Origin of the sequence: Colwellia sp. 20A7, assembly GCF_009832865.1 — a bacterium.
Lineage (GTDB): Bacteria > Pseudomonadota > Gammaproteobacteria > Enterobacterales > Alteromonadaceae > Colwellia.
Window position 1 is genome coordinate 1,192,511 of record NZ_CP047130.1, and the last position, 19,263, is coordinate 1,211,773.

The 19,263-nt window shown below is 35.8% G+C and carries 18 protein-coding genes; 16 read left to right on the plus strand and 2 right to left on the minus strand.

All coding sequences use genetic code 11. The features are described from left to right. Positions 1-61: 61 nt before the first annotated feature. The 7 genes from lepB (at position 62) to GQS55_RS05255 (ending at position 5,079) form a co-directional block, all read left to right on the plus strand. Positions 62-994 carry a signal peptidase I gene (lepB, locus tag GQS55_RS05225; protein ID WP_159818612.1) on the plus strand — a complete coding sequence of 311 codons (933 nt, stop codon included), beginning with the start codon at positions 62-64 and terminating at the stop codon, positions 992-994. Continuing rightward, entirely contained in the window at positions 994-1,722 is a 729-nt protein-coding gene (rnc, locus tag GQS55_RS05230; protein WP_159818614.1) for a ribonuclease III, read from the plus strand. The genes lepB and rnc overlap by 1 nt, the downstream gene beginning before the upstream one ends. A gap of 3 nt (positions 1,723-1,725) precedes the next feature. Next, positions 1,726-2,637 (plus strand): GTPase Era, encoded by a 912-nt coding sequence (era, locus tag GQS55_RS05235; protein ID WP_159818616.1) that lies wholly within the window; start codon positions 1,726-1,728, stop codon positions 2,635-2,637. Positions 2,638-2,730: 93 nt separating this feature from the next. Next, a complete protein-coding gene (recO, locus tag GQS55_RS05240; RefSeq protein ID WP_159818618.1) occupies positions 2,731-3,459 on the plus strand; it encodes a DNA repair protein RecO in 729 nt (242 codons plus the stop codon). Positions 3,460-3,493: 34 nt separating this feature from the next. Continuing rightward, positions 3,494-4,225, plus strand: coding sequence for a pyridoxine 5'-phosphate synthase (pdxJ, locus tag GQS55_RS05245; protein WP_159822567.1), 732 nt, complete (start codon positions 3,494-3,496; stop codon positions 4,223-4,225). 63 nt (positions 4,226-4,288) lie between these two features. Continuing rightward, complete coding sequence (acpS, locus tag GQS55_RS05250; protein WP_159818620.1) at positions 4,289-4,681, plus strand: holo-ACP synthase; 393 nt, start codon at positions 4,289-4,291, stop codon at positions 4,679-4,681. A 149-nt stretch (positions 4,682-4,830) separates the two neighbouring features. Next, on the plus strand, positions 4,831-5,079 hold the full coding sequence (locus GQS55_RS05255) for a hypothetical protein (RefSeq protein ID WP_159818622.1): 249 nt from the start codon (positions 4,831-4,833) through the stop codon (positions 5,077-5,079). Here GQS55_RS05255 and barA read toward each other — a convergent pair. Beyond that, positions 5,060-7,879 (minus strand): two-component sensor histidine kinase BarA, encoded by a 2,820-nt coding sequence (gene barA / locus GQS55_RS05260; protein ID WP_159818624.1) that lies wholly within the window; start codon positions 7,877-7,879, stop codon positions 5,060-5,062. The two genes, GQS55_RS05255 and barA, sit on opposite strands and share 20 nt — an antisense overlap. A gap of 195 nt (positions 7,880-8,074) precedes the next feature. Here barA and rlmD point away from each other — a divergent pair, with 195 nt between their 5' ends. The 5 genes from rlmD (at position 8,075) to GQS55_RS05285 (ending at position 13,885) form a co-directional block, all read left to right on the plus strand. After that, positions 8,075-9,490, plus strand: a complete 1,416-nt coding sequence (gene rlmD / locus GQS55_RS05265) for a 23S rRNA (uracil(1939)-C(5))-methyltransferase RlmD (protein ID WP_159818626.1) — start codon at positions 8,075-8,077, stop codon at positions 9,488-9,490. 257 nt (positions 9,491-9,747) lie between these two features. Then, positions 9,748-11,940: a GTP diphosphokinase gene (gene relA, locus GQS55_RS05270; protein WP_159818628.1), complete on the plus strand. Its 2,193-nt coding sequence runs from the start codon at positions 9,748-9,750 to the stop codon at positions 11,938-11,940. A 36-nt stretch (positions 11,941-11,976) separates the two neighbouring features. After that, the gene (gene mazG / locus GQS55_RS05275; RefSeq protein WP_159818630.1) at positions 11,977-12,795 is read left to right on the plus strand and encodes a nucleoside triphosphate pyrophosphohydrolase; all 819 of its coding nucleotides are present in this window, start codon (positions 11,977-11,979) and stop codon (positions 12,793-12,795) included. Positions 12,796-12,806: 11 nt separating this feature from the next. Next, positions 12,807-13,418, plus strand: a complete 612-nt coding sequence (locus tag GQS55_RS05280) for an RNA methyltransferase (RefSeq protein WP_159818632.1) — start codon at positions 12,807-12,809, stop codon at positions 13,416-13,418. 11 nt (positions 13,419-13,429) lie between these two features. Then, positions 13,430-13,885, plus strand: a complete 456-nt coding sequence (locus GQS55_RS05285; protein ID WP_236559766.1) for a YbaN family protein — start codon at positions 13,430-13,432, stop codon at positions 13,883-13,885. Positions 13,886-14,089: 204 nt separating this feature from the next. Here GQS55_RS05285 and GQS55_RS05290 read toward each other — a convergent pair whose 3' ends face one another. Then, positions 14,090-14,704, minus strand: a complete 615-nt coding sequence (locus GQS55_RS05290) for a DUF4202 domain-containing protein (protein ID WP_159818634.1) — start codon at positions 14,702-14,704, stop codon at positions 14,090-14,092. 294 nt (positions 14,705-14,998) lie between these two features. On the opposite strand from GQS55_RS05290, the gene GQS55_RS05295 reads away from it, so the two are divergent. From GQS55_RS05295 to ftsB, 4 genes are all read left to right on the plus strand, one after another. Then, complete coding sequence (locus GQS55_RS05295; protein ID WP_159818636.1) at positions 14,999-16,636, plus strand: CTP synthase; 1,638 nt, start codon at positions 14,999-15,001, stop codon at positions 16,634-16,636. 69 nt (positions 16,637-16,705) lie between these two features. Next, complete coding sequence (eno, locus tag GQS55_RS05300) at positions 16,706-18,004, plus strand: phosphopyruvate hydratase (protein ID WP_159818638.1); 1,299 nt, start codon at positions 16,706-16,708, stop codon at positions 18,002-18,004. A gap of 209 nt (positions 18,005-18,213) precedes the next feature. Beyond that, the gene (locus GQS55_RS05305) at positions 18,214-18,891 is read left to right on the plus strand and encodes a hypothetical protein (RefSeq protein ID WP_159822571.1); all 678 of its coding nucleotides are present in this window, start codon (positions 18,214-18,216) and stop codon (positions 18,889-18,891) included. A gap of 57 nt (positions 18,892-18,948) precedes the next feature. Continuing rightward, positions 18,949-19,263: a cell division protein FtsB gene (ftsB, locus tag GQS55_RS05310; protein WP_159818640.1), complete on the plus strand. Its 315-nt coding sequence runs from the start codon at positions 18,949-18,951 to the stop codon at positions 19,261-19,263.

Sequence of the window (19,263 nt, forward strand, 5' to 3'; positions counted from 1 at the left end):
TAAGTATTGAACTAAAAAATATTCAGTACTTATTTTTTTGACAATTAAAAATAGGAATTTTATGGCTGTTTATTTTTCAATTATCTTAGTCGCAATTACGGTAATAACCGGTATTGTTTGGCTTGTAGATAAGTTTTATTTGGCACCTCAACGTAAGTTAAACGTTGAGGAAGCGCAAGATGCACTAAAAGCACAAGGTGGAGCTGAATTACCAAAAGAAACTATTGCAAAGCTGATGGAACCATCACCTTTAATTGATACTTCTGTTCAAATTTTCCCTATTATAGCCTTTGTTTTAGTTTTAAGATCTTTTCTTTATGAACCTTTTCAAATACCTTCTGGTTCGATGATGCCAACATTGCTTGATGGTGATTTCATCTTAGTGAATAAGTTTAATTATGGTTTAAGGGATCCTGTTGCTCGTAATAAATTTTTTGAGGTTGGCCTACCTAAAAGAGGTGATGCTGTTGTATTTAAATACCCAAGAGATCCTCGTATAGATTATATAAAGCGTGTTATTGGCTTGCCTGGTGATCGTATTATTTATAGAAATAAATCTTTATATATTAAACAAGCCTGTAAAGAGTCAGATACTAGCTGTCCAGACTTTGTACAAATTGTGAATAATTTTACTAATAAGTATCAAGGGCCTGATGCAGAAGAGGGAATGAACCAATTTGAAGCAGTAATGTTCGATAAAACGCACAATATTTTGAATAATCAGAACGTGTTACCTAGAACAGGACATTATTTTCAGCAAGCGGGTACCGGTCAAGATGAATTCTTAGTTCCTGAAGGTCATTATTTTGTTATGGGTGATAACCGTGATAACTCTCTTGATGGCCGTTTTTGGGGGTTTGTACCTGAAGAAAACTTAGTAGGACAAGCCGTTGCGATTTGGATGAGTTTTGATTTTGAACGCACTGATGAAAGTATTTTACCTCACTGGATACCAACAAATGTCCGTTTTGAGCGAATTGGCGCAATAAACTGATGAGTAATAAAAATCAAATTAGTGCTATTTCTATTAATCGATTGTCAAAAAAAATTGGTTACACTTTTTCTCAACCTGAGCTACTTATACAAGCACTTACTCATCGAAGCGCGAAAGGGCAGCATAATGAAAGGCTTGAGTTTCTAGGTGATTCTATTTTAGGTTTTGTTATTGCAAAAGCTTTATTTGATAAGTTCCCTAAGCATAACGAAGGCGACTTAACTCGTATGCGTTCTAGTTTAGTGAAAGGCGTAACCTTAGCTGAAATTGGACGGGACTTTAATTTAGGTGATTACTTAATATTAGGTCCAGGAGAGCTGAAAAGCGGTGGGCATAGACGAGAATCTATCTTAGAAGATGCGATTGAAGCTATTATTGGCGCGGTATATTTAGATTCCAATATATCTCAATGTAAGCAGTTGATTTTATCGTGGTTTGCTCAGCGACTAGATGCAATTAAGCCAGGAAATGAGCAAAAAGATCCTAAAACTCGTTTGCAAGAATACCTTCAAGGTAGAAAAATACCTTTACCTGTTTATGATGTTATTGATACAAGTGGTCAATCGCATAACCAGCATTTTACTGTCAGCTGTATTACCGAAGTTGTCAATAAAGAGGTTATTGCTCAAGGTACAAGTAGGCGAAAAGCCGAGCAAGCTGCGGCACAAGAAGTTTTAGCACAGTTAGAGCAAATTAGTCTTAAGCAAAAAAATACCAAGGTAAAATAGTCAATGAATAATGAATCTACTCGTGCAGGGATAATTGCCATCGTTGGCCGTCCGAATGTAGGGAAATCTACTTTACTTAATGCGTTGCTTGGTCAAAAAATTAGCATAACATCTCGTAAACCGCAAACAACACGTCATCGTATTTTAGGTATTCTTACCGAAGAAAATAGACAAGCTATTTTAGTTGATACACCGGGCCTTCATTCTGAAGAAAAAAGAGCAATAAATCGTTTGATGAACCGTGCTGCGACTAGTTCTATTGCTGAAGTTGAACTTATTCTTTTTTTAGTTGAAGGTACTCATTGGACATCTGATGATGATTTAGTCCTTAATAAAATCAAAAAAAGTGGCTCACCTTGCATTTTAGTGGTTAATAAAATCGATAATATTGCTGAGAAAGATGATTTATTACCTCATTTACAAAAACTAGGTGCAATGCATGACTTTACTGATATTGTGCCTATTTCTGCAAGTAAAGGGCATAGTGTTGGTACGATAAAAAAACTGTGTTTAGACAGCTTACCAGAAAGCGAATTTTGGTTTCCTGAAGATCATATCACGGATAGATCAAGCCGCTTTATGGCGTCAGAAATCATTCGTGAAAAGCTTATTCGCTTTACAGGTGATGAACTTCCTTATTCAATTACCGTTGAAATAGAACAGTTTAAAATGGATGATAAAGGTATTATTCATATTAACGCATTAATTTTAGTTGAACGTGATAGCCAAAAGCGAATGGTTATTGGTAATAAAGGTGAGCGCCTAAAAACTATTGGTCAAGAAGCTAGACGCGATATGGAAAACTTATTTGATAGTAAGGTCTTCTTAGAAACGTGGGTCAAGGTTAAATCTGGCTGGGCAGATGATGAACGTGCGTTAAGAAGTTTAGGCTATGGTGATGACTATTCTGGTTAGTGGCTAATTAAGTAACAGATAAGCTAATAAATAAATATTTATTTATTAGCTTATTCTATTAAATGATGTATTAAGAAAATAAATAGTAGAAAAATGTCAAATATTCAAGTGGAACATCATGCTTTTGTACTCCATTCTCGTCCGTTTAAAGAGAATCAGCAATTGCTTGAATTGTTAACTGAATATGAAGGTAAAACCTCCGCGCTTGTTTATGTTGGCCAATCTAAACGGTCTATTAAAAAAGGCATGATTCAGCCTTTCTTACCCTTAAAACTTACTTTTAAAGACAGCAATGCGAATTTAAAGCGCATTACTGGTATTGAAGCAATTGGTAACTCTTATTCTTTAAGCAAACATTATTTATATAGTGGTTTTTATGTAAATGAACTTTTGGTAAAACTATTAACTAATGATATTGTCTGTGAAGACGTATTTAAACAATATCAGTTAACGTTAATATCCCTATCTGAAAATTTACCTATTGCTCCTCAATTAAGACAATTTGAATTATGTTTGTTAGAAGAGTTGGGCCAATCGTTTGATTTTAGCCCAGTATTTAATGAAGTAACTGATAATGTTGCAGGTTTTTATTATGTTATAGAGCAAGGTTTTGTCCCTGCCTATAATTACTCAATAAGTAATATAACTACGCCTTGGTTTAATACCGAACATTTACAATCAATTGCGGAGCACATTTATCATGGTGCAGAGCTTATTCATAAAGAAGCCGAACATACGTTTAAACTATTAATGCGAAATGTTTTAACCCATCTACTTGATGGCAAACCTTTAAATAGCCGTAAATTATTTGAAAAAAAATAATGGCTAAGTAATGAGAAAAATAAGTGAGAATAAAATGAAAGAGTTACTTTTAGGTGTTAATGTCGATCATATTGCGACTTTACGTCAAGCTAGAGGAACAAATTACCCTGATCCAGTGTACGCTGCCAGTGTCGCTGAGCATGCAGGTGCAGACGGTATAACCGTACATTTACGCGAAGATAGACGCCATATCCAAGATCGTGATATTCACGTATTAAAGCAAACACTGCACACCCGAATGAATTTTGAGATGGCAGTTACTGACGAAATGATCGCGATTGCCTGTGAAGTTAAACCTGCTTTTTGTTGTTTAGTACCTGAAAAAAGAGAAGAGCTCACAACCGAAGGTGGCTTAGATGTTATTAGTCAACTTGAAAAGATATCTGAAGCAGTGACAAAGCTCTCAGCAGTAGGCATACAGGTGAGTTTATTTATCGATGCTGATAAAGGGCAAATTGATGCTGCTTTAGCGAGTGGTGCACCCTATATTGAAATACATACTGGTCAATATGCAGATGCAACAGAAGAGTCAGTTCAACAAAGTGAATTAGCACGTTTAACTGATGGGATTAAATATGCGCACAGTATTGGTTTGAAAGTGAATGCAGGCCATGGTTTAAATTATTTTAATGTTAAGCCTATTGCTGCAATAGAGGAGATCATAGAATTAAATATTGGTCATGCGATTATCGCTCGTGCAGTTATTGATGGTCTGGATAAAGCTGTCAGAGATATGAAAGCGTTAATGTTAGAAGCAAGACAGTAGCTTTTAGCGCAACTATTATGTTGAACCGAGTTTAGGTTAGTTAGTACTGGAGGAAAATCGTATATGCCTGTTATTGGTATTGGTACAGATATTGTGGAAATAAGCCGTATTGCTAAAATGTCTGATAATACTCGTGAGCGTTTAGCTAAACGGGTATTAACACCGAATGAATATGAACGCTTTAGTACAATGAATTTAAACTCAGTTAATAATGCTGTTAGCTACTTGGCTAAACGTTGGGCGGGAAAGGAAGCCGCAGCGAAAGCTTTAGGCACTGGCATAGCAAGTGGTGTTTCTTTTCAACATATAGAAATAGTCACGCTTGAAAGCGGGCAGCCAACGCTAATACTCTCTAATAGAGCCTTAGAAATAGCTCTATCAAAAAAATCTAAGTATTGGCATATTTCGCTAGCGGATGAAAAACTTTACGCGACAGCTTTCGTGACACTTTCATAAAGTAGTCAAAAATATTAAATTAAGGATAACTGTTTAATATTTTTTGTTTTATTTTTATTTTTTTTATACTAATATTGAGTTCTTATATTTGCGGAATTCTGCATTTTAATTGTAGCTATTAGCTTTTGTTGTTTAAATAAGGAATTTTCATGCAAACAGAAGAGAAAATTATACTTGAAAGGCGTCAACGTTCATCCGATAAGTCTATGTTGTGGGATAAGCTATCTTTAGCGCAAAAATTTTCAGCCAGTAGTTTAGGCAAGTTTGGCTATGAGTTGTCTTTTGTACGGACTGTAAAAGGACATGGAGTGGCAGTTCTTACTTGTAACTCTGGTGTTGCTATCATTACAGAAGACGGCGAGATCGATACAAGCCCTATCATTGAGCTTCGTGATTAATACCTAAATCAGGTATGTTGCTATTGAGTTCAACTAATACGCTAGGCGCTTTTTTTAATATTAGCTCTATTTGCTCAAAAAATTCTAAAAATTCAGGCTCTAATGCATCTAAAGAAACTTCTTTTTTCAGTTGTGTTTCTATTTCTTGGCAAATATTAGTTAAATACGGAACACCAGTGTAACAGCAGGTACCGTTTAGTTTATGTATTAATGTTTTTAATTGAGTACTATCTTGTTTTTCTAACGCAGCACTAATATTTCTTTTACTTTCGGGTAAGTAGTCAATTAACCCTGTAAACATTTCTTTAGCTAAATTCTCTTTTCCACCTGTTCTTTTAAGTGCTAATGGCCAATCTATTATCTTTATACTGTTCTCTGTTTTTTGAACTAAAGGTAAGGACTCCCTTGTTATCAGTGTGCTTTTTATAGCGCTATCTAGAAAATAATTAATATCGCAATATTCATAAATAATGTGATTAAGCATAGTTTCATCTATAGGCTTAGTCATGTAAGCATCAAACCCTTGCTGCTCCATTCTTTCTTTTTCACCACTTAAAGCATGAGCTGTCACAGCAATTATAGGCGTCTTTTCGTTGTAAGAATTACGTCTTATGGCTTGTAATGCGCTTATTCCATCCATTACTGGCATTTGAATATCCATGAAAATTAATGTGAAAATTTCATTTTGACATAATTCTAATGCTTTTAAGCCATTTTCAGCCAAGACTACTTCACTAACTTGCTCACGTAATAGCGCATTAATTAACTTTAAGTTAGCTTCGTTGTCGTCTACCGCGAGGACCTTGATCGGCAAAATATTTTTATTAGGTGTTGATAAGTATTCTGGCTCTGCTAACAAAGCACTGTAGAGTTTATTTGTTGTTATTGGTTTACTTAAACAACTCAATGCACCACTGGCTAGCAGAGCATCATGTAAGCTAGGTGAGTTACTGTTAATAGCTAAATGTATGTTAGGTATTTGCGGCTTAATTTTAGTTATTGTTTTCTTTAAGTCACTTAATGCAGTTGCTGTTTTATCGTGACCAATTAATGCAAAGTCAAAGTTTTCATCTTCATTCTTCGACGAACTTTCAAGTAATTCATTTAATTGTTTCTTACTTTCTACTTGAGTTATTTTCATATCCCAATTGGATAATATGTCATATGTTGCAGCTCTACTATGTGAATGAGGTTCATAATATAAAATAGATTTATTGGTCAATAGTAAGTGCTCTAACTCTCCTGTAACAGGTAATGTGTTCATGCCGCATTCAAAATTAAACCAAAACTTTGAGCCATGGTTTTCATTTGAACTAAAACCTATATCTCCTTTCATTTCATGGGCAAGTCTTTGGCAAATAACTAAACCTAAACCAGTTCCACCATGTAATCGGGTTATACTTTGATCCGCTTGCGTAAAAGCTTTAAATATTGTTTTCTGTTGTACGTTGCTCATACCAATACCACTGTCAGCAACTGTTATCTTGATGGAAGCACGTTTAGCATTAATGATGTTAAAGGTAACGTCAATAATGACAGAGCCATGTTGAGTAAACTTAATCGCATTACTGACTAAGTTACTCATTATTTGTTTGATGCGCATAGCATCACCTAATAAAGAATCAGGAAGTGAATTATCAATTCTTATTGATAATTCTAATTCTTTTTTATGAGCACTCGGTGCTAAAAGCACTAAACTCTCATCAATAGATTCTCTAAGTGAAAAGGGGATACTTTCTATTACCATTTTCCCTGCTTCAAGCTTGGAAAAGTCAAGAATATCATTAATTATGGTCAGGAGGTTATTTGCAGATCTATCTATTGTTTGTAAGTAATCTCGTTGGGAGTCACTTAATGGTGTTTTAAGTACTTGTCGTGTAAAACCTATAACCCCATTCAATGGTGTGCGTAATTCGTGACTCATGTTAGCTAAAAATTCGGACTTGATCTTATTTGCATCCTGAGATTTTTTCTTAGCGATACTTAGCTCAACATTTTGAATTTCATATTGTTCTAGACTTTCACGCAAATCAATTGTTGCTTGGTCAATACTACCTTGCATCTCATTTTGGTAATTACCTAATGATTGTGCCATAGCATTGATACCGGTTTTTAAAAAATTTAGTTCACCAATTAACAGTTGTCCAGTTACACGGCTTTCAAGCTTTCCTTCTCGAATACGATCAATAGCATTCACCATGGAGTTGATCGGTTTAGTCACATTTTTAATCAGCGTCAGCGCTAAAAGACTACTTAGTAAAACAGCAAAGAAAGCGAGGCCTAATGCAATAATATATTGGTTTTGTTGCTTAAGTTTAATCCAACTCTTATCTACATGAATCGCGATATAACCTAAAGGTGTTAATACCTTATTATTGTCGAAGCTCTCCTCTAGGATCGGTGTTCTGAATATAATGAAGTCATCAAAATGCTCTCCTTGGGTATACAAAGGTGGCTTTTGTGCAGGTTTTAATCGCATTAAGTTAGTATCACCATGGTAGGCACTGGTAACAAAAATTTGATTATCTAAAGTAAATACGGTGATGCTTTTGATAATACTTGATTGGCTGCGATGAACTGCGCTGATGATAGATCGAACTTTTTCGCGGTTGTTATTAATATATGCTTCTTTAGTCGTAATAGCTAAAGGTTCGATAATACTTTGAGATCGTAAATTTAAGAACTCATTTAATTCTGTACTACGGTTATATGAAAAATAGCTGGCAAGTCCAAAGCTGATTAATGCTATAGGAACAATAGTTAGTAATATAACCCAGTCTTTGAGGCTTAATTTATGCATTATTAATAGTGTTTAATATTTATTCGTTTTACCCTAAACCCGTAACTTCAGGTGGAACGAGTATAAAACTAGTGTAAAATGATCATCCTGATAAGCCTATAATGTCATATGCTTAATAAAATTACACTTTTTAGTTGAATTCAGCTTTAGCTATTGATGTAAGCCCAAATAAAGAAAATTCCTAGGTATTCAATAATGGCAAACTTTTTCCAAGTAAGTAATAAAAAGTCAGTTAAAGCCCAAGAAAAACAAAAACTAACAGTAAAGGTTGAAAGGTTAGACTCAAATGGCTGTGGTGTTGCTTATTACCAAAGTAAACCTGTTTTTATTCATGGTACTTTGCCGAACGAAAACGTTGACGCAAAAGTAGTTGAGCAAAAAAGCAAATACACCCTAGCTAAACTATTAACAATCAACAAAGCGAGTCAGCATAGAGTTATAGCCAAATGCCAGCATTTCACTCTGTGTGGTGGCTGCGATATACAACACCTAGAGTATTCACAGCAACTTGATTTTAAAAAGAATAAAATTATAGAGCTATTTTCTCGCTCTGGTGTTGCAGGCAATATTGTTGCTACATTACCCTGGCAAGCTCCTATTGTTAGTTCGCCGTGGGAATACCGTCGCAAAGCGAGAATAGGCGTACAATTTGATAAACACTCACAAGCGACTATTGGCTTTAGACAAAAGGCTACTAATCAGCTTGCCGCTATTAAATCATGCCCTGTGCTTGTTGAACCCGCGGCTAATATATTTCCTTTATTAAAAACATTGATTAATAAACTAAGTGTAAAAAAAGCGATTGGTCATATTGAAATTATTAGTACAGACGATTTAGATACTACTGATCTGGCAACCGTTGATATAAATAGCACTACGAAGCCATTAAAAAAGTTAACACTCATTATACGCCAAATTAGAGCGATAAATGAACATGATCGTAAGCTGTGGCAAGAGTATGCTGAAAAAAACTGTTGGAATATTTATTTTCAAACTAATGATAGTAATAAAGAAAATATTAACAAAAGCTCGTTAGTTTCAGCTGATAGTTTAAGTTATCGTCTAGCTAACGGAATTCAAATTAACTTTTCTAGCACAGACTTTATTCAAATAAATCAGCAAGTAAATATGGCCATGGTAGAGCAAGCACTTGATTGGTTGTCGCCACAAAAAAATGATGACATATTAGATTTGTTTTGTGGTCTTGGAAACTTTAGTTTGCCGTTAGCGCAACAAGCTAAGCAAGTTATTGGTGTTGAAGGTGTACAAAGTATGGTTGATAAAGCTAGCGCGAACGCTAAATTTAACCACATTGATAATTGCCGATTTTTTCAAGCTGATTTAAACAGCGAATGGTTGTCTAATGCTTGGGCGAAACATGAATTTAATAAAGTATTATTAGATCCTGCTAGGGCAGGTGCTGAATTTGCTGTAGAACAAGTGATTAAACTTAATATTCCTACAATTTTATATGTTAGCTGTGATCCAACAACACTAGCAAGAGATAGTCAGTTACTTATTTTAAAAGGTTATAAAATTGAAAAAATAGGATTGATAGATATGTTTTCTCAAACAAAGCATGTTGAGACTATGGTATTGTTTAATCGGTAGGTAAACTAAATTATTGTTGATGATAGTTAACGACAATACTGCATGGGTAAATAGATTTGGACTACCAATATTATACTATTTCATTAGGGCTATGATTTGTTGTACGTAGGAAAAATAAATCAAAGTAAAGCGTTCGATTGAGCGTTAGTTGCCTATTGTGATTGAGAGTAACGTTCTCATGGAATATGTTAATCCGTACAAGTGGGCATAGTTTAGTTAAATTGGTATCAGTTCGTGGCTTTTATAAAGGAAAGAAAATGGTTTCGGTGCGTAAATCTCATCAGGTTGTTAGTGTAAATTTCAAACATTGGCTAACAGAGCAATCTTTACCCGACGAAAAACAACAAGCACTTGAGCAGTTGTGGGAACAAGTTTCGCCATTTTTTCAGCTACACGAAGCGAGTTTGTTAAAAGCAAGGGAAATGGTCGAGATACTTTCTAATTTAAATCTAGATGCAGACTCATTATTAGCTGCTTTTTTAACACCATTACTAGAAGAAAATTTAATCACGCAAGACTTTGTCAAAGAGCACTGTAGTAAAGATGTTGCAATGCTGTGCCAAGGTGTTGAAAAAATGGAAGCCATTAAAGGTTTAAGGCAACAAAGTAGTGTTAGCAATATCGATAACATACGCCGTATGTTATTAGCTATGGTTGAAGATGTACGTGCAGTTGTTATTAAGCTAGCTGAGCGCTTATGTGATTTACGTGAACAAAAAAATAATGATGAAGAAACGAGAGTATTAACAGCAAAAGATAGCGCTAATATTTATGCACCACTGGCTAATCGATTAGGCATTGGTCAGCTAAAATGGGAATTAGAAGATATCTCATTTCGTTACCTTCATCCGCAAGTTTATAAAAAAATTGCCAAATTGTTAGATGAAACGCGTCTTGAACGTGAACAATATATGCATGACTTTGTTGGTAATTTGAGTGACCAATTAAAAGCCTTAGAAATTAAGGGCGAGGTCTATGGCCGTCCAAAGCATATTTATAGTATCTGGAAAAAAATGCAACAAAAAGCATTAGACTTCGAACAATTGTTTGATGTTAGAGCTGTTCGGGTAGTCGTTGAAAGAATACAAGATTGTTATTCTGCATTAGGTATAGTCCACACAGAGTGGCAGCATTTATCTCAAGAGTTTTCAGATTATGTCGCAACCCCTAAATCCAATGGTTATCAATCCATTCATACTGTTGTTCTGGGGCCTGAAGGTAAGTCGGTAGAAGTACAAATAAGAACGCAACAAATGGATGATGATGCTGAGCTCGGTGTAGCGGCACATTGGCGCTATAAAGAAGGCTCGATAACTGGAAAAAGTAATAGTTTTGATGACAAAATAGGCTGGTTACGCAAAATTTTACAATGGCAAGACGACGTCTCTGAAAATGGAGAAATGTTAGATGAGCTTCGTAGCCAAGTTTTTGAAGACCGAATCTATGTTTTTACACCTTCAGGCGATGTGATTGATTTACCTATGGGCTCAACCCCATTAGATTTTGCCTATTATATTCACTCTAATGTTGGTCATTGTTGTATTGGTGCAAAAGTATTTGGAAAAATTGTTCCTTTTACTCACCAATTGAAAACGGGTGATCAAGTTGAAGTATTAACAAATAATCATCCTAATCCGAGTCGTGATTGGCTGAACCCTAACTTAAATTATATTCATTCCTCAAGAGCTCGAGCAAAGGTACAACACTTTTTTAAGTTACAAGATCGAGATAAACATCTAGCGCAGGGCAAGGAACTATTTGATACAGAATTAGCAAAATTAAGTAAGCTTACGATCAACCAAGGACAACTAAAAGAAGCGGTAGCGCATTTCAATGTTAAAACTATTGATGACCTATACGCGGCAATTGGTTCAGGTAATGCACGTTTACAACAAGTTATTAACTACTTTAAGCAACTTGAAGAAAAATTTAATCCAGCACCTGAGATCGATCCACAAAGCTTAGTGAGAGAATCTCAAGTAGGGCATAGCACTGCCGGCGATGATAATGGTATTACCGTATCAGGAGTTGGTAACTTGCTTACTCACATGGCTAAGTGTTGCTCTCCAGTACCTGGTGACATGATTTCAGGTTTTATTACTCAAGGGCGAGGGATTTCAGTTCACCGGCAAGATTGTGAGCAATTAGCAAACTCTTTAAACCAGCAACCAGAGCGCATTGTGGAATTACAATGGGGGCTTGACGATAAACAAAATTATCAAGCTAGTGTGCTTATTATAGCTTGTGATCGTCAAGGGTTATTCCGAGATATATCAACGATTATTGCTAATGAAAAAGTGAGTATTGTTGGTATTGATAGTCATAGTGATAGTACAAGACAAACCATGAGTATGAAAATTAAAGTAGAAGTTACCAGTGGTGAGCTACTTACTAGAGTATTAGATAAAGTGAGACAACTTGATGATGTTGTTGAAGTTAAAAGGCTATAAGCTTTTGTTGTCAAAATTAAGAATAAGAGAAAATACATGCTAAATGTTAATATTGAAAGTGAAGCGTCAATTGATAAGTTGCGTTGGATTATGTCCCAATTACGTGATCCTGAGACAGGTTGTCCATGGGATATAAAGCAAAACTTTGCCTCTATTACCGCTCACACAATAGAAGAAGCATATGAAGTTGTTGATGCGATAGAGCAAAATGACTTCATTGAACTTAATAAAGAGTTAGGCGATTTATTGTTTCAAGTTATCTTTTATAGTCAGCTTGGTCAGGAACAGCAACTTTTTGATTTCGATACTGTTGTTGCGTCTATTTGTGAAAAACTGATTCGTCGTCATCCCCATGTTTTTAGTAGTGCTGATTTAACAAGTGACGTACAAATAAAGGCTAATTGGGAAAATGAAAAAGCCAAAGAACGTCAAGCAAAGAATAATCAAGAAAATTTAAGCATCCTTGCTGACATACCTAAAAACTTGCCTGCTTTGTCACAAGCGGCAAAAATTCAAAAAAGATGCTCACACGTCGGCTTTGATTGGGATAATGTGATGGATGTTTTTGCAAAAATTGAAGAAGAAGTGCTTGAAGTTAAAGAAGAGCTCGAAGCCGAAAATATTAATAAAAAAGCGTTAGGGGAAGAAATAGGGGACTTAATGTTTGCCGTAGTGAATTTATGTCGTCATGCAAAAGAAGATCCTGAAACACTGCTGCGTAAGGCAAATCAAAAGTTTACTAAACGCTTTCATGGTGTTGAAGCTCAAGTACAGCAATCGGAACGAGACTTTTCACAACATAGTTTGGCGCAATTAGAACAGTATTGGCAGCAAGTTAAAATGGCAGAGAAATAGCAGATAATATTATGACCAAACTTTTACTCTCAACAATGGCTTTAGGGAAGCGATTACAAGTTGAAAATAGTTATGTAACTATCGGCTTAACTAACCCTAAAAGTCCCAGTAATGTTGGCGCTGTAATGCGTGCAGCAGGTTGTTATTGTGTCGACCAAGTACTATATACAGGACAGCGGTATGCGAATGCAGCCAAATATAATGGATCAAAGCATAATACAGATACTAAAAATGCCCATGAAAAAATTCCTTTAAAAGCCGCTGATGACTTTAAAGACATTAAAGCTTTACGTGCTGAACTACCTGAAAATACTAAAATTATTTGTGTAGATTTAGTTGAAGGAGCGACACCACTGCCACATTTTCAACACCCAGAACAAGCGATTTATATCTTTGGTCCTGAAGATGGTACTATTAGCCAAAGCGTAATCAATAATGCTGATGGTGTTGTGTATGTACCAACGGTTGGTTGTATGAACTTAGCCGCTTCAGTGAACGTGTTATTATACGACAGACTAGCTAAATCCTTGGTGAGCAATAACCAAGTAGAAAGTGATAATGTATTGATAAAGAAAAGCCGCGATACAAATAATAAAGTTAAAGTTAACTTGAAACACGAATAATGGAGTGAGTTGTGCGTCAAAATCAAGAATCGCTAACTCAAGCAGTAAAAATAGAGCCAAAAATAACAGCGCAAGGTTGTCCTGTGCCTATTGCTAAACGAAACAAGATTATTGTTTTGCTGTGGAAGGTCTTAGGTGTTTTTTGTGTTGGTTTAGCTATATTAGGTGCTATTTTACCAATTTTACCTACGACTGTTTTTTTGATTATGGCAACCGCCTGTTTTGCTAAATCTTCACCGCGAATGCAACAAAAATTGCTGAATAACAAAACATTCGGGCCATTAATTCATGAATGGCAGCAAAGCCGCAGTATACCTAGAAAAGCAAAAAGAATTGCTTTGCTTATGATCATACTGTCGGTAGCCTGGTCCTCTTACTTACTGCAAGATATAATGCTTACGTTACTGGTTATCTCTCTTGTTATTTGGCCTTTCATTTTTTTATGGCGTTTACCTATTAGTAAGTAGCTCTATACTATCGCCATATTTTCGCCTCTTAACGAAACGGGGAGATAGTGAAGTATGTTTGAGATTCTGAATCAAGTTCAGAATGACGCCCCTTTCGTCATTCCGTCAGTGTTTTAATACGGAATCCCATGCGTGTAGTTGAACCACTGGCGAGCACTCTAACCTTTTAAGCTAAACAGTTAACGATTGAGAGCGTGAATCAAATTAAGCCGATAGTGCTTTTTTTACAATATTTGCCAAATGATCGGGCAATGTTACTTGTAGAGCAATATTATGAGCCTCTTCAGACATCTTTCCCCACGTTAATTGCACAATACGAATTATTTTAGCTTCATTATCTTGTTCAATATATTGTGTAGCAAATTCATCGAAGTAATGAACAAGAAAAACTAAACAGGCAACATCTTCTAATGTTTGACTATCAGCATTAAGTTGGTTGTCCGTTTTACTCTTTAAGTTTTCTTTACAAATAATAGAAGCCGTTTGGGTCGCTTGTAATTCACTATAACCTTGTTCAATCATAATGCTAGCAGCTAGTTCAGCATGAAACTTCCCTAACGCTATTCGCCATTTATAATATCCTGCTTTTCCTGTTTCAAACTCACTGCGCTTTAAATGCCAACGTTTAATATGTTGAGCACGAACTGCTATCTGTAATAGTTCACTTGCTTGTGGCCAATACTGATTTAGGCAAGCTGTCATTCGTTGGCCGTAAAGCAATTCTTTCGGATGTTCTTCTTTATTTAACAAGGTGATATTACTATCTTGGCGATTGATATCGTCAATAGCTGATAACACCTGTTCTAATTTATTAGTCATAGATTACTTAGGTTAAAAAGTGATATCAGTATCATAACGATTAATGAACGACAAAAAAATGCTTATTTTCAACCTTGTCTATCTTTGAGCTAGAATAAATTTAATAGAATTGGACGCACAGTTATTATTGTTGTTTTCTTGTATTTTAAGTATAATGTTTTCCCGTCCTGTTTTACTTCTTTTTAACGTGTTTTTTAGTGTTTTCTTAACGAAAATAATCACTATGAACGAGTATTTTATAGTTAAAAAAGTAAAGCAAAAAAAATTCTGTATTTCCCTTACATCGGTGTAGACATGACAACTAGATATATTTTTGTTACTGGCGGCGTAGTTTCGTCTCTTGGTAAAGGTATTGCCGCAGCATCTTTAGCTGCAATCCTTGAAGCACGTGGTTTGAAAGTAACCATGCTGAAACTTGACCCTTATATTAATGTCGATCCCGGCACTATGAGCCCTATTCAACATGGTGAGGTTTTTGTTACTGAAGATGGTGCTGAAACCGATCTAGATTTAGGTCATTACGAGCGTTTTATTCGTACCAAAATGACTAAGCTAAATAATTTTACTGCGGGTCGTATTTACCAAGATATTCTAGCACGCGAGCGTAAAGGTGAATTTTTAGGCGCGACTATTCAAGTCATTCCACATATTACTAATGACATAAAACGTCGTGTAATTGAAGGCGCGGAAGGTTACGATGTTGCTATGGTTGAAGTAGGCGGCACTGTTGGTGATATTGAATCACAACCGTTCTTAGAAGCTATTCGTCAATTAGCGACAGAGGTAGGTCGTGAACGTGCAATGTTTATGCATCTTACTTTAGTGCCTTACTTAGCTGCTGCTGGCGAAATTAAAACTAAGCCGACTCAACATTCAGTAAAAGATCTTCGTTCAATTGGTATTTTCCCAGACATTTTAGTTTGTCGTTCAGATCGACCTTTACCAAATGGGGAACGTGCAAAAATTGCTTTATTCTGTAATGTTGAAGAAAAAGCGGTTGTGTCAATGCGCGATGTTGACAGTATTTATAAAATTCCTGCATTATTAAAATCTCAAGGAACAGATCAGTTAGTGACTAAACGCTTTGGCTTAGATCTACCTGAAGCAGATTTAACTGAGTGGGAAGAAGTGCTTTATCATGAAGCGAACCCTAAAGGTGAAATCACGGTTGGTATGGTCGGAAAATACATCGAACTTCCTGATGCTTATAAATCTGTTAATGAAGCATTAAAACATGCAGGTTTGAAAAACCAAGTAACCGTTAATATTAAGTATATTGATTCACAAGATGTTGAAGTGAAAGGTACTGACTTATTAAAAAATTTAGATGCTATTTTAGTACCTGGTGGTTTCGGTGAGCGTGGTGTAGAAGGTAAGATTTTAACGGCTCAATATGCACGTGTAAATAAAATACCTTATTTAGGTATTTGTTTAGGTATGCAAGTTGCTTTAATTGAATTTGCTAGAAATGTTGCAGGTTTAACTGATGCACATAGCACTGAATTTAATGCTGAATCGCCGCACCCAGTGGTTGGTTTGATCAGCGAATGGCTTGATGAAGAAGGCCAAGTTGAGTACCGTAGCGAAGAGTCAGACTTAGGCGGAACTATGCGTTTAGGATCACAATTGTGCCACCTAGTGAAAGGTACCAAGGCTTGCGACGTATATGGTAGTGAAACAATTTATGAGAGACACCGTCACCGTTATGAGGTAAATAATAACTACCGAGAACGATTAAGCCAGGCTGGTTTAATATTTTCGGGGTTATCAACTGATAAAAGTTTGGTTGAGGTGATTGAAATAGCGGATCATCCATGGTTTATTGCCGGGCAGTTCCATCCTGAGTTTAATTCTACTCCTCGTGATGGGCACCCTTTATTTGAAAGCTTCATTGCGGCTTCTTTTGAATATCAAAAGCAGCAGTTAAGTTAATTCAAAGTAATTATAAACCGTAGCCATATGCTGCGGTTTTTTGTTTTTTAAGTTTGAGAAGGAAATATAATGTCAAATATAAGTAAAATAATAGCACGTGAAATTATGGATTCTCGTGGTAACCCAACCGTTGAAGCGGATGTTTATTTAGAATCAGGTGCTTGGGGACGTGCAGCAGCACCTTCTGGTGCATCAACAGGTTCACGTGAAGCATTAGAGCTACGTGACGGTGATAAGTCTCGTTACTTAGGTAAAGGAGTTCTTAAAGCCGTTGCTGCCATTAAAAATGATATTACACCGGCTTTAGTTGGTCAGAATGCGCTTGAGCAAGCTAATATCGATAAAATCATGATCGATTTAGATGGCACTGAAAATAAAGAAAAATTTGGCGCAAATGCTATTTTAGCTGTGTCACTAGCTGTTGCTAAAGCCGCTGCAGCTGACAAAGGTGTTCAGTTGTTCGAACATATTGCTGACTTAAATGGTACTCCAGGTGTTTATAGCTTGCCTGTACCTATGATGAACATCATTAATGGTGGTGAGCATGCAGACAACAATGTTGATATTCAAGAGTTTATGGTTCAGCCTGTAGGCGCTAAAAATTTCTCTGAAGCACTAAGAATGGGCGCTGAAATTTTTCATGCCTTGAAAAAAGTATTATCAAGCAAAGGCTTAAATACTGCTGTAGGTGATGAGGGTGGCTTTGCTCCTGATTTAGCCTCTAATGCTGACGCGTTAGCGGTAATTAAGGAAGCAGTTGCGGCTGCTGGCTACAAGTTAGGCTCAGATGTCACATTAGCGATGGATTGTGCTGCATCTGAATTTTACGATAGCGAAAAAGGTATTTATGACCTTAAAGGTGAAGGCAAGCAATTTACTTCAAACGAGTTCTCTGATTTCTTAGGTGAGCTTTGTAAAGAATACCCAATTGTTTCAATTGAAGATGGCTTAGACGAGTCTGATTGGGATGGTTTTAAATACCAAACTGATTTACTTGGCGATAAAGTACAAATTGTTGGTGATGATTTATTTGTTACTAACACTAAAATCTTCAAACGAGGTATTGATACCGGCGTTGCTAATTCAATCTTAATCAAATTCAACCAAATTGGTTCATTAACTGAAACGTTAGCTGCTATTCAAATGGCTAAAAGTGCTGGTTATACTGCAGTTATTTCTCATCGTTCTGGTGAAACAGAAGATGCTACTATTGCTGATTTAGCGGTGGGTACTGCTGCTGGTCAAATTAAAACGGGATCTTTATGTCGTTCAGATCGTGTTTCTAAATATAACCAATTATTACGTATTGAAGAATTTTTAGGTGATAAGGCTATCTATAACGGTCTTAGCGAAATTAAAGGTCAATAACCATCAGTGTTATTTACCTTAACTAAAAAGTTATAAACTGACTATTTATATCAATACAATATATATTCAGGTTATCTTTATTCAAAAACCGAGCTTTTAAAGCTCGGTTTTTCTTTATCTGGCGTTGTATTTTTTATCTACAATCAAGTATGCTAAGAGGTAACGGTTCGCTTGAACAATAAAAATATAACCACTTGATTTATTAATTGATGTCGCAAACTTCTCTTTGGCAAACTGACCAGCAAAGTAATGACTTTGCAGAAATATGTAATGCGCTTTATGAGCGAGAATTACGGGTGCTTGCACATAGTGAATTTACGTCTGCACAATCCATACAGGGGCGTTTAAAAAGCTTAGCTTATTATATTAAGCGAACAGCTAATTTAATGACTCAAGTTAACGCGCAGGGTATCAGTCCGCTATCATTAGATATTCAAAATGCGAGTTGGTCAGCAAAACAAGCCAGTAAGCTTTCCTTGTCTGGACAAACAACGTCAGAAGTTTCTTCATGGTATTTAACTAAAAAATTAACCTTGGGGTTAGTTATACCAATATTTAATGGGGAACATGTCATATTAGATTCAATTGATAAGATTGATATCGAAAATAAACGACTGCGTAGTAATGTCGCGGGTTGGATCTCACTTGGTAGTGATGATGAACCTATGAATGAAGGCCATCGTTTAGCGGATAACCTTCTTTTGAATAATACGAAGATTCAACTATTAAAACCTAATAAAAAGGTTATGTTAGCTGCTTGTGCAGGACACTGCTGGAAAAATAAAATTAATAGCACTGTGTCACAGCCGATCATACCCAGTTTACGTGAATTGCTACTTTCTTGTGCTATTAACTGGAAAGACTTTAAACAACCATTAGCCTTATAAATAAGAAGTCCATATAATAGTAAATCTGATTGTCATTATTTATTTGATTAAGGGATTATGAGGGCATTTACGGTATTATTATTCATTGTGTTGGCTTTACTGCAATATCGACTTTGGTTCGGTAAAAACAGTGTGTCTGATTATTTATCTTTGCAAGAAGATGTTAAAGCTCAGCAATTAGTAAACGCCAAACTTCAACAACGAAATAAATTATTGTATGCGGATACTGACGACCTTAAGTTAGGTACAGAAGCTATTGAAGAGCGTGCTAGAAATGAACTCGGTATGATAAAAGAAAATGAAACGTTTTTTCGCGTTGTTCCAAGTAAAAATAGTGAAGTAAATGATAATACTAATAAAGAGTTATATTAG

Excerpts from the sequence above, each read along its gene's own strand:
- acpS (WP_159818620.1), top strand. The coding sequence starts at position 4,289 with ATGCCTGTTATTGGTATTGGTACAGATATTGTGGAAATAAGCCGTATT.
- barA (WP_159818624.1), bottom strand. The coding sequence starts at position 7,879 with ATGCATAAATTAAGCCTCAAAGACTGGGTTATATTACTAACTATTGTT.
- eno (WP_159818638.1), top strand. The coding sequence starts at position 16,706 with ATGTCAAATATAAGTAAAATAATAGCACGTGAAATTATGGATTCTCGT.
- rlmD (WP_159818626.1), top strand. The coding sequence starts at position 8,075 with ATGGCAAACTTTTTCCAAGTAAGTAATAAAAAGTCAGTTAAAGCCCAA.
- GQS55_RS05255 (WP_159818622.1), top strand. The coding sequence starts at position 4,831 with ATGCAAACAGAAGAGAAAATTATACTTGAAAGGCGTCAACGTTCATCC.
- recO (WP_159818618.1), top strand. The coding sequence starts at position 2,731 with ATGTCAAATATTCAAGTGGAACATCATGCTTTTGTACTCCATTCTCGT.
- mazG (WP_159818630.1), top strand. The coding sequence starts at position 11,977 with ATGCTAAATGTTAATATTGAAAGTGAAGCGTCAATTGATAAGTTGCGT.
- GQS55_RS05305 (WP_159822571.1), top strand. The coding sequence starts at position 18,214 with ATGTCGCAAACTTCTCTTTGGCAAACTGACCAGCAAAGTAATGACTTT.
- ftsB (WP_159818640.1), top strand. The coding sequence starts at position 18,949 with ATGAGGGCATTTACGGTATTATTATTCATTGTGTTGGCTTTACTGCAA.
- GQS55_RS05295 (WP_159818636.1), top strand. The coding sequence starts at position 14,999 with ATGACAACTAGATATATTTTTGTTACTGGCGGCGTAGTTTCGTCTCTT.
- pdxJ (WP_159822567.1), top strand. The coding sequence starts at position 3,494 with ATGAAAGAGTTACTTTTAGGTGTTAATGTCGATCATATTGCGACTTTA.
- lepB (WP_159818612.1), top strand. The coding sequence starts at position 62 with ATGGCTGTTTATTTTTCAATTATCTTAGTCGCAATTACGGTAATAACC.
- era (WP_159818616.1), top strand. The coding sequence starts at position 1,726 with ATGAATAATGAATCTACTCGTGCAGGGATAATTGCCATCGTTGGCCGT.
- relA (WP_159818628.1), top strand. The coding sequence starts at position 9,748 with ATGGTTTCGGTGCGTAAATCTCATCAGGTTGTTAGTGTAAATTTCAAA.
- GQS55_RS05280 (WP_159818632.1), top strand. The coding sequence starts at position 12,807 with ATGACCAAACTTTTACTCTCAACAATGGCTTTAGGGAAGCGATTACAA.
- rnc (WP_159818614.1), top strand. The coding sequence starts at position 994 with ATGAGTAATAAAAATCAAATTAGTGCTATTTCTATTAATCGATTGTCA.
- GQS55_RS05290 (WP_159818634.1), bottom strand. The coding sequence starts at position 14,704 with ATGACTAATAAATTAGAACAGGTGTTATCAGCTATTGACGATATCAAT.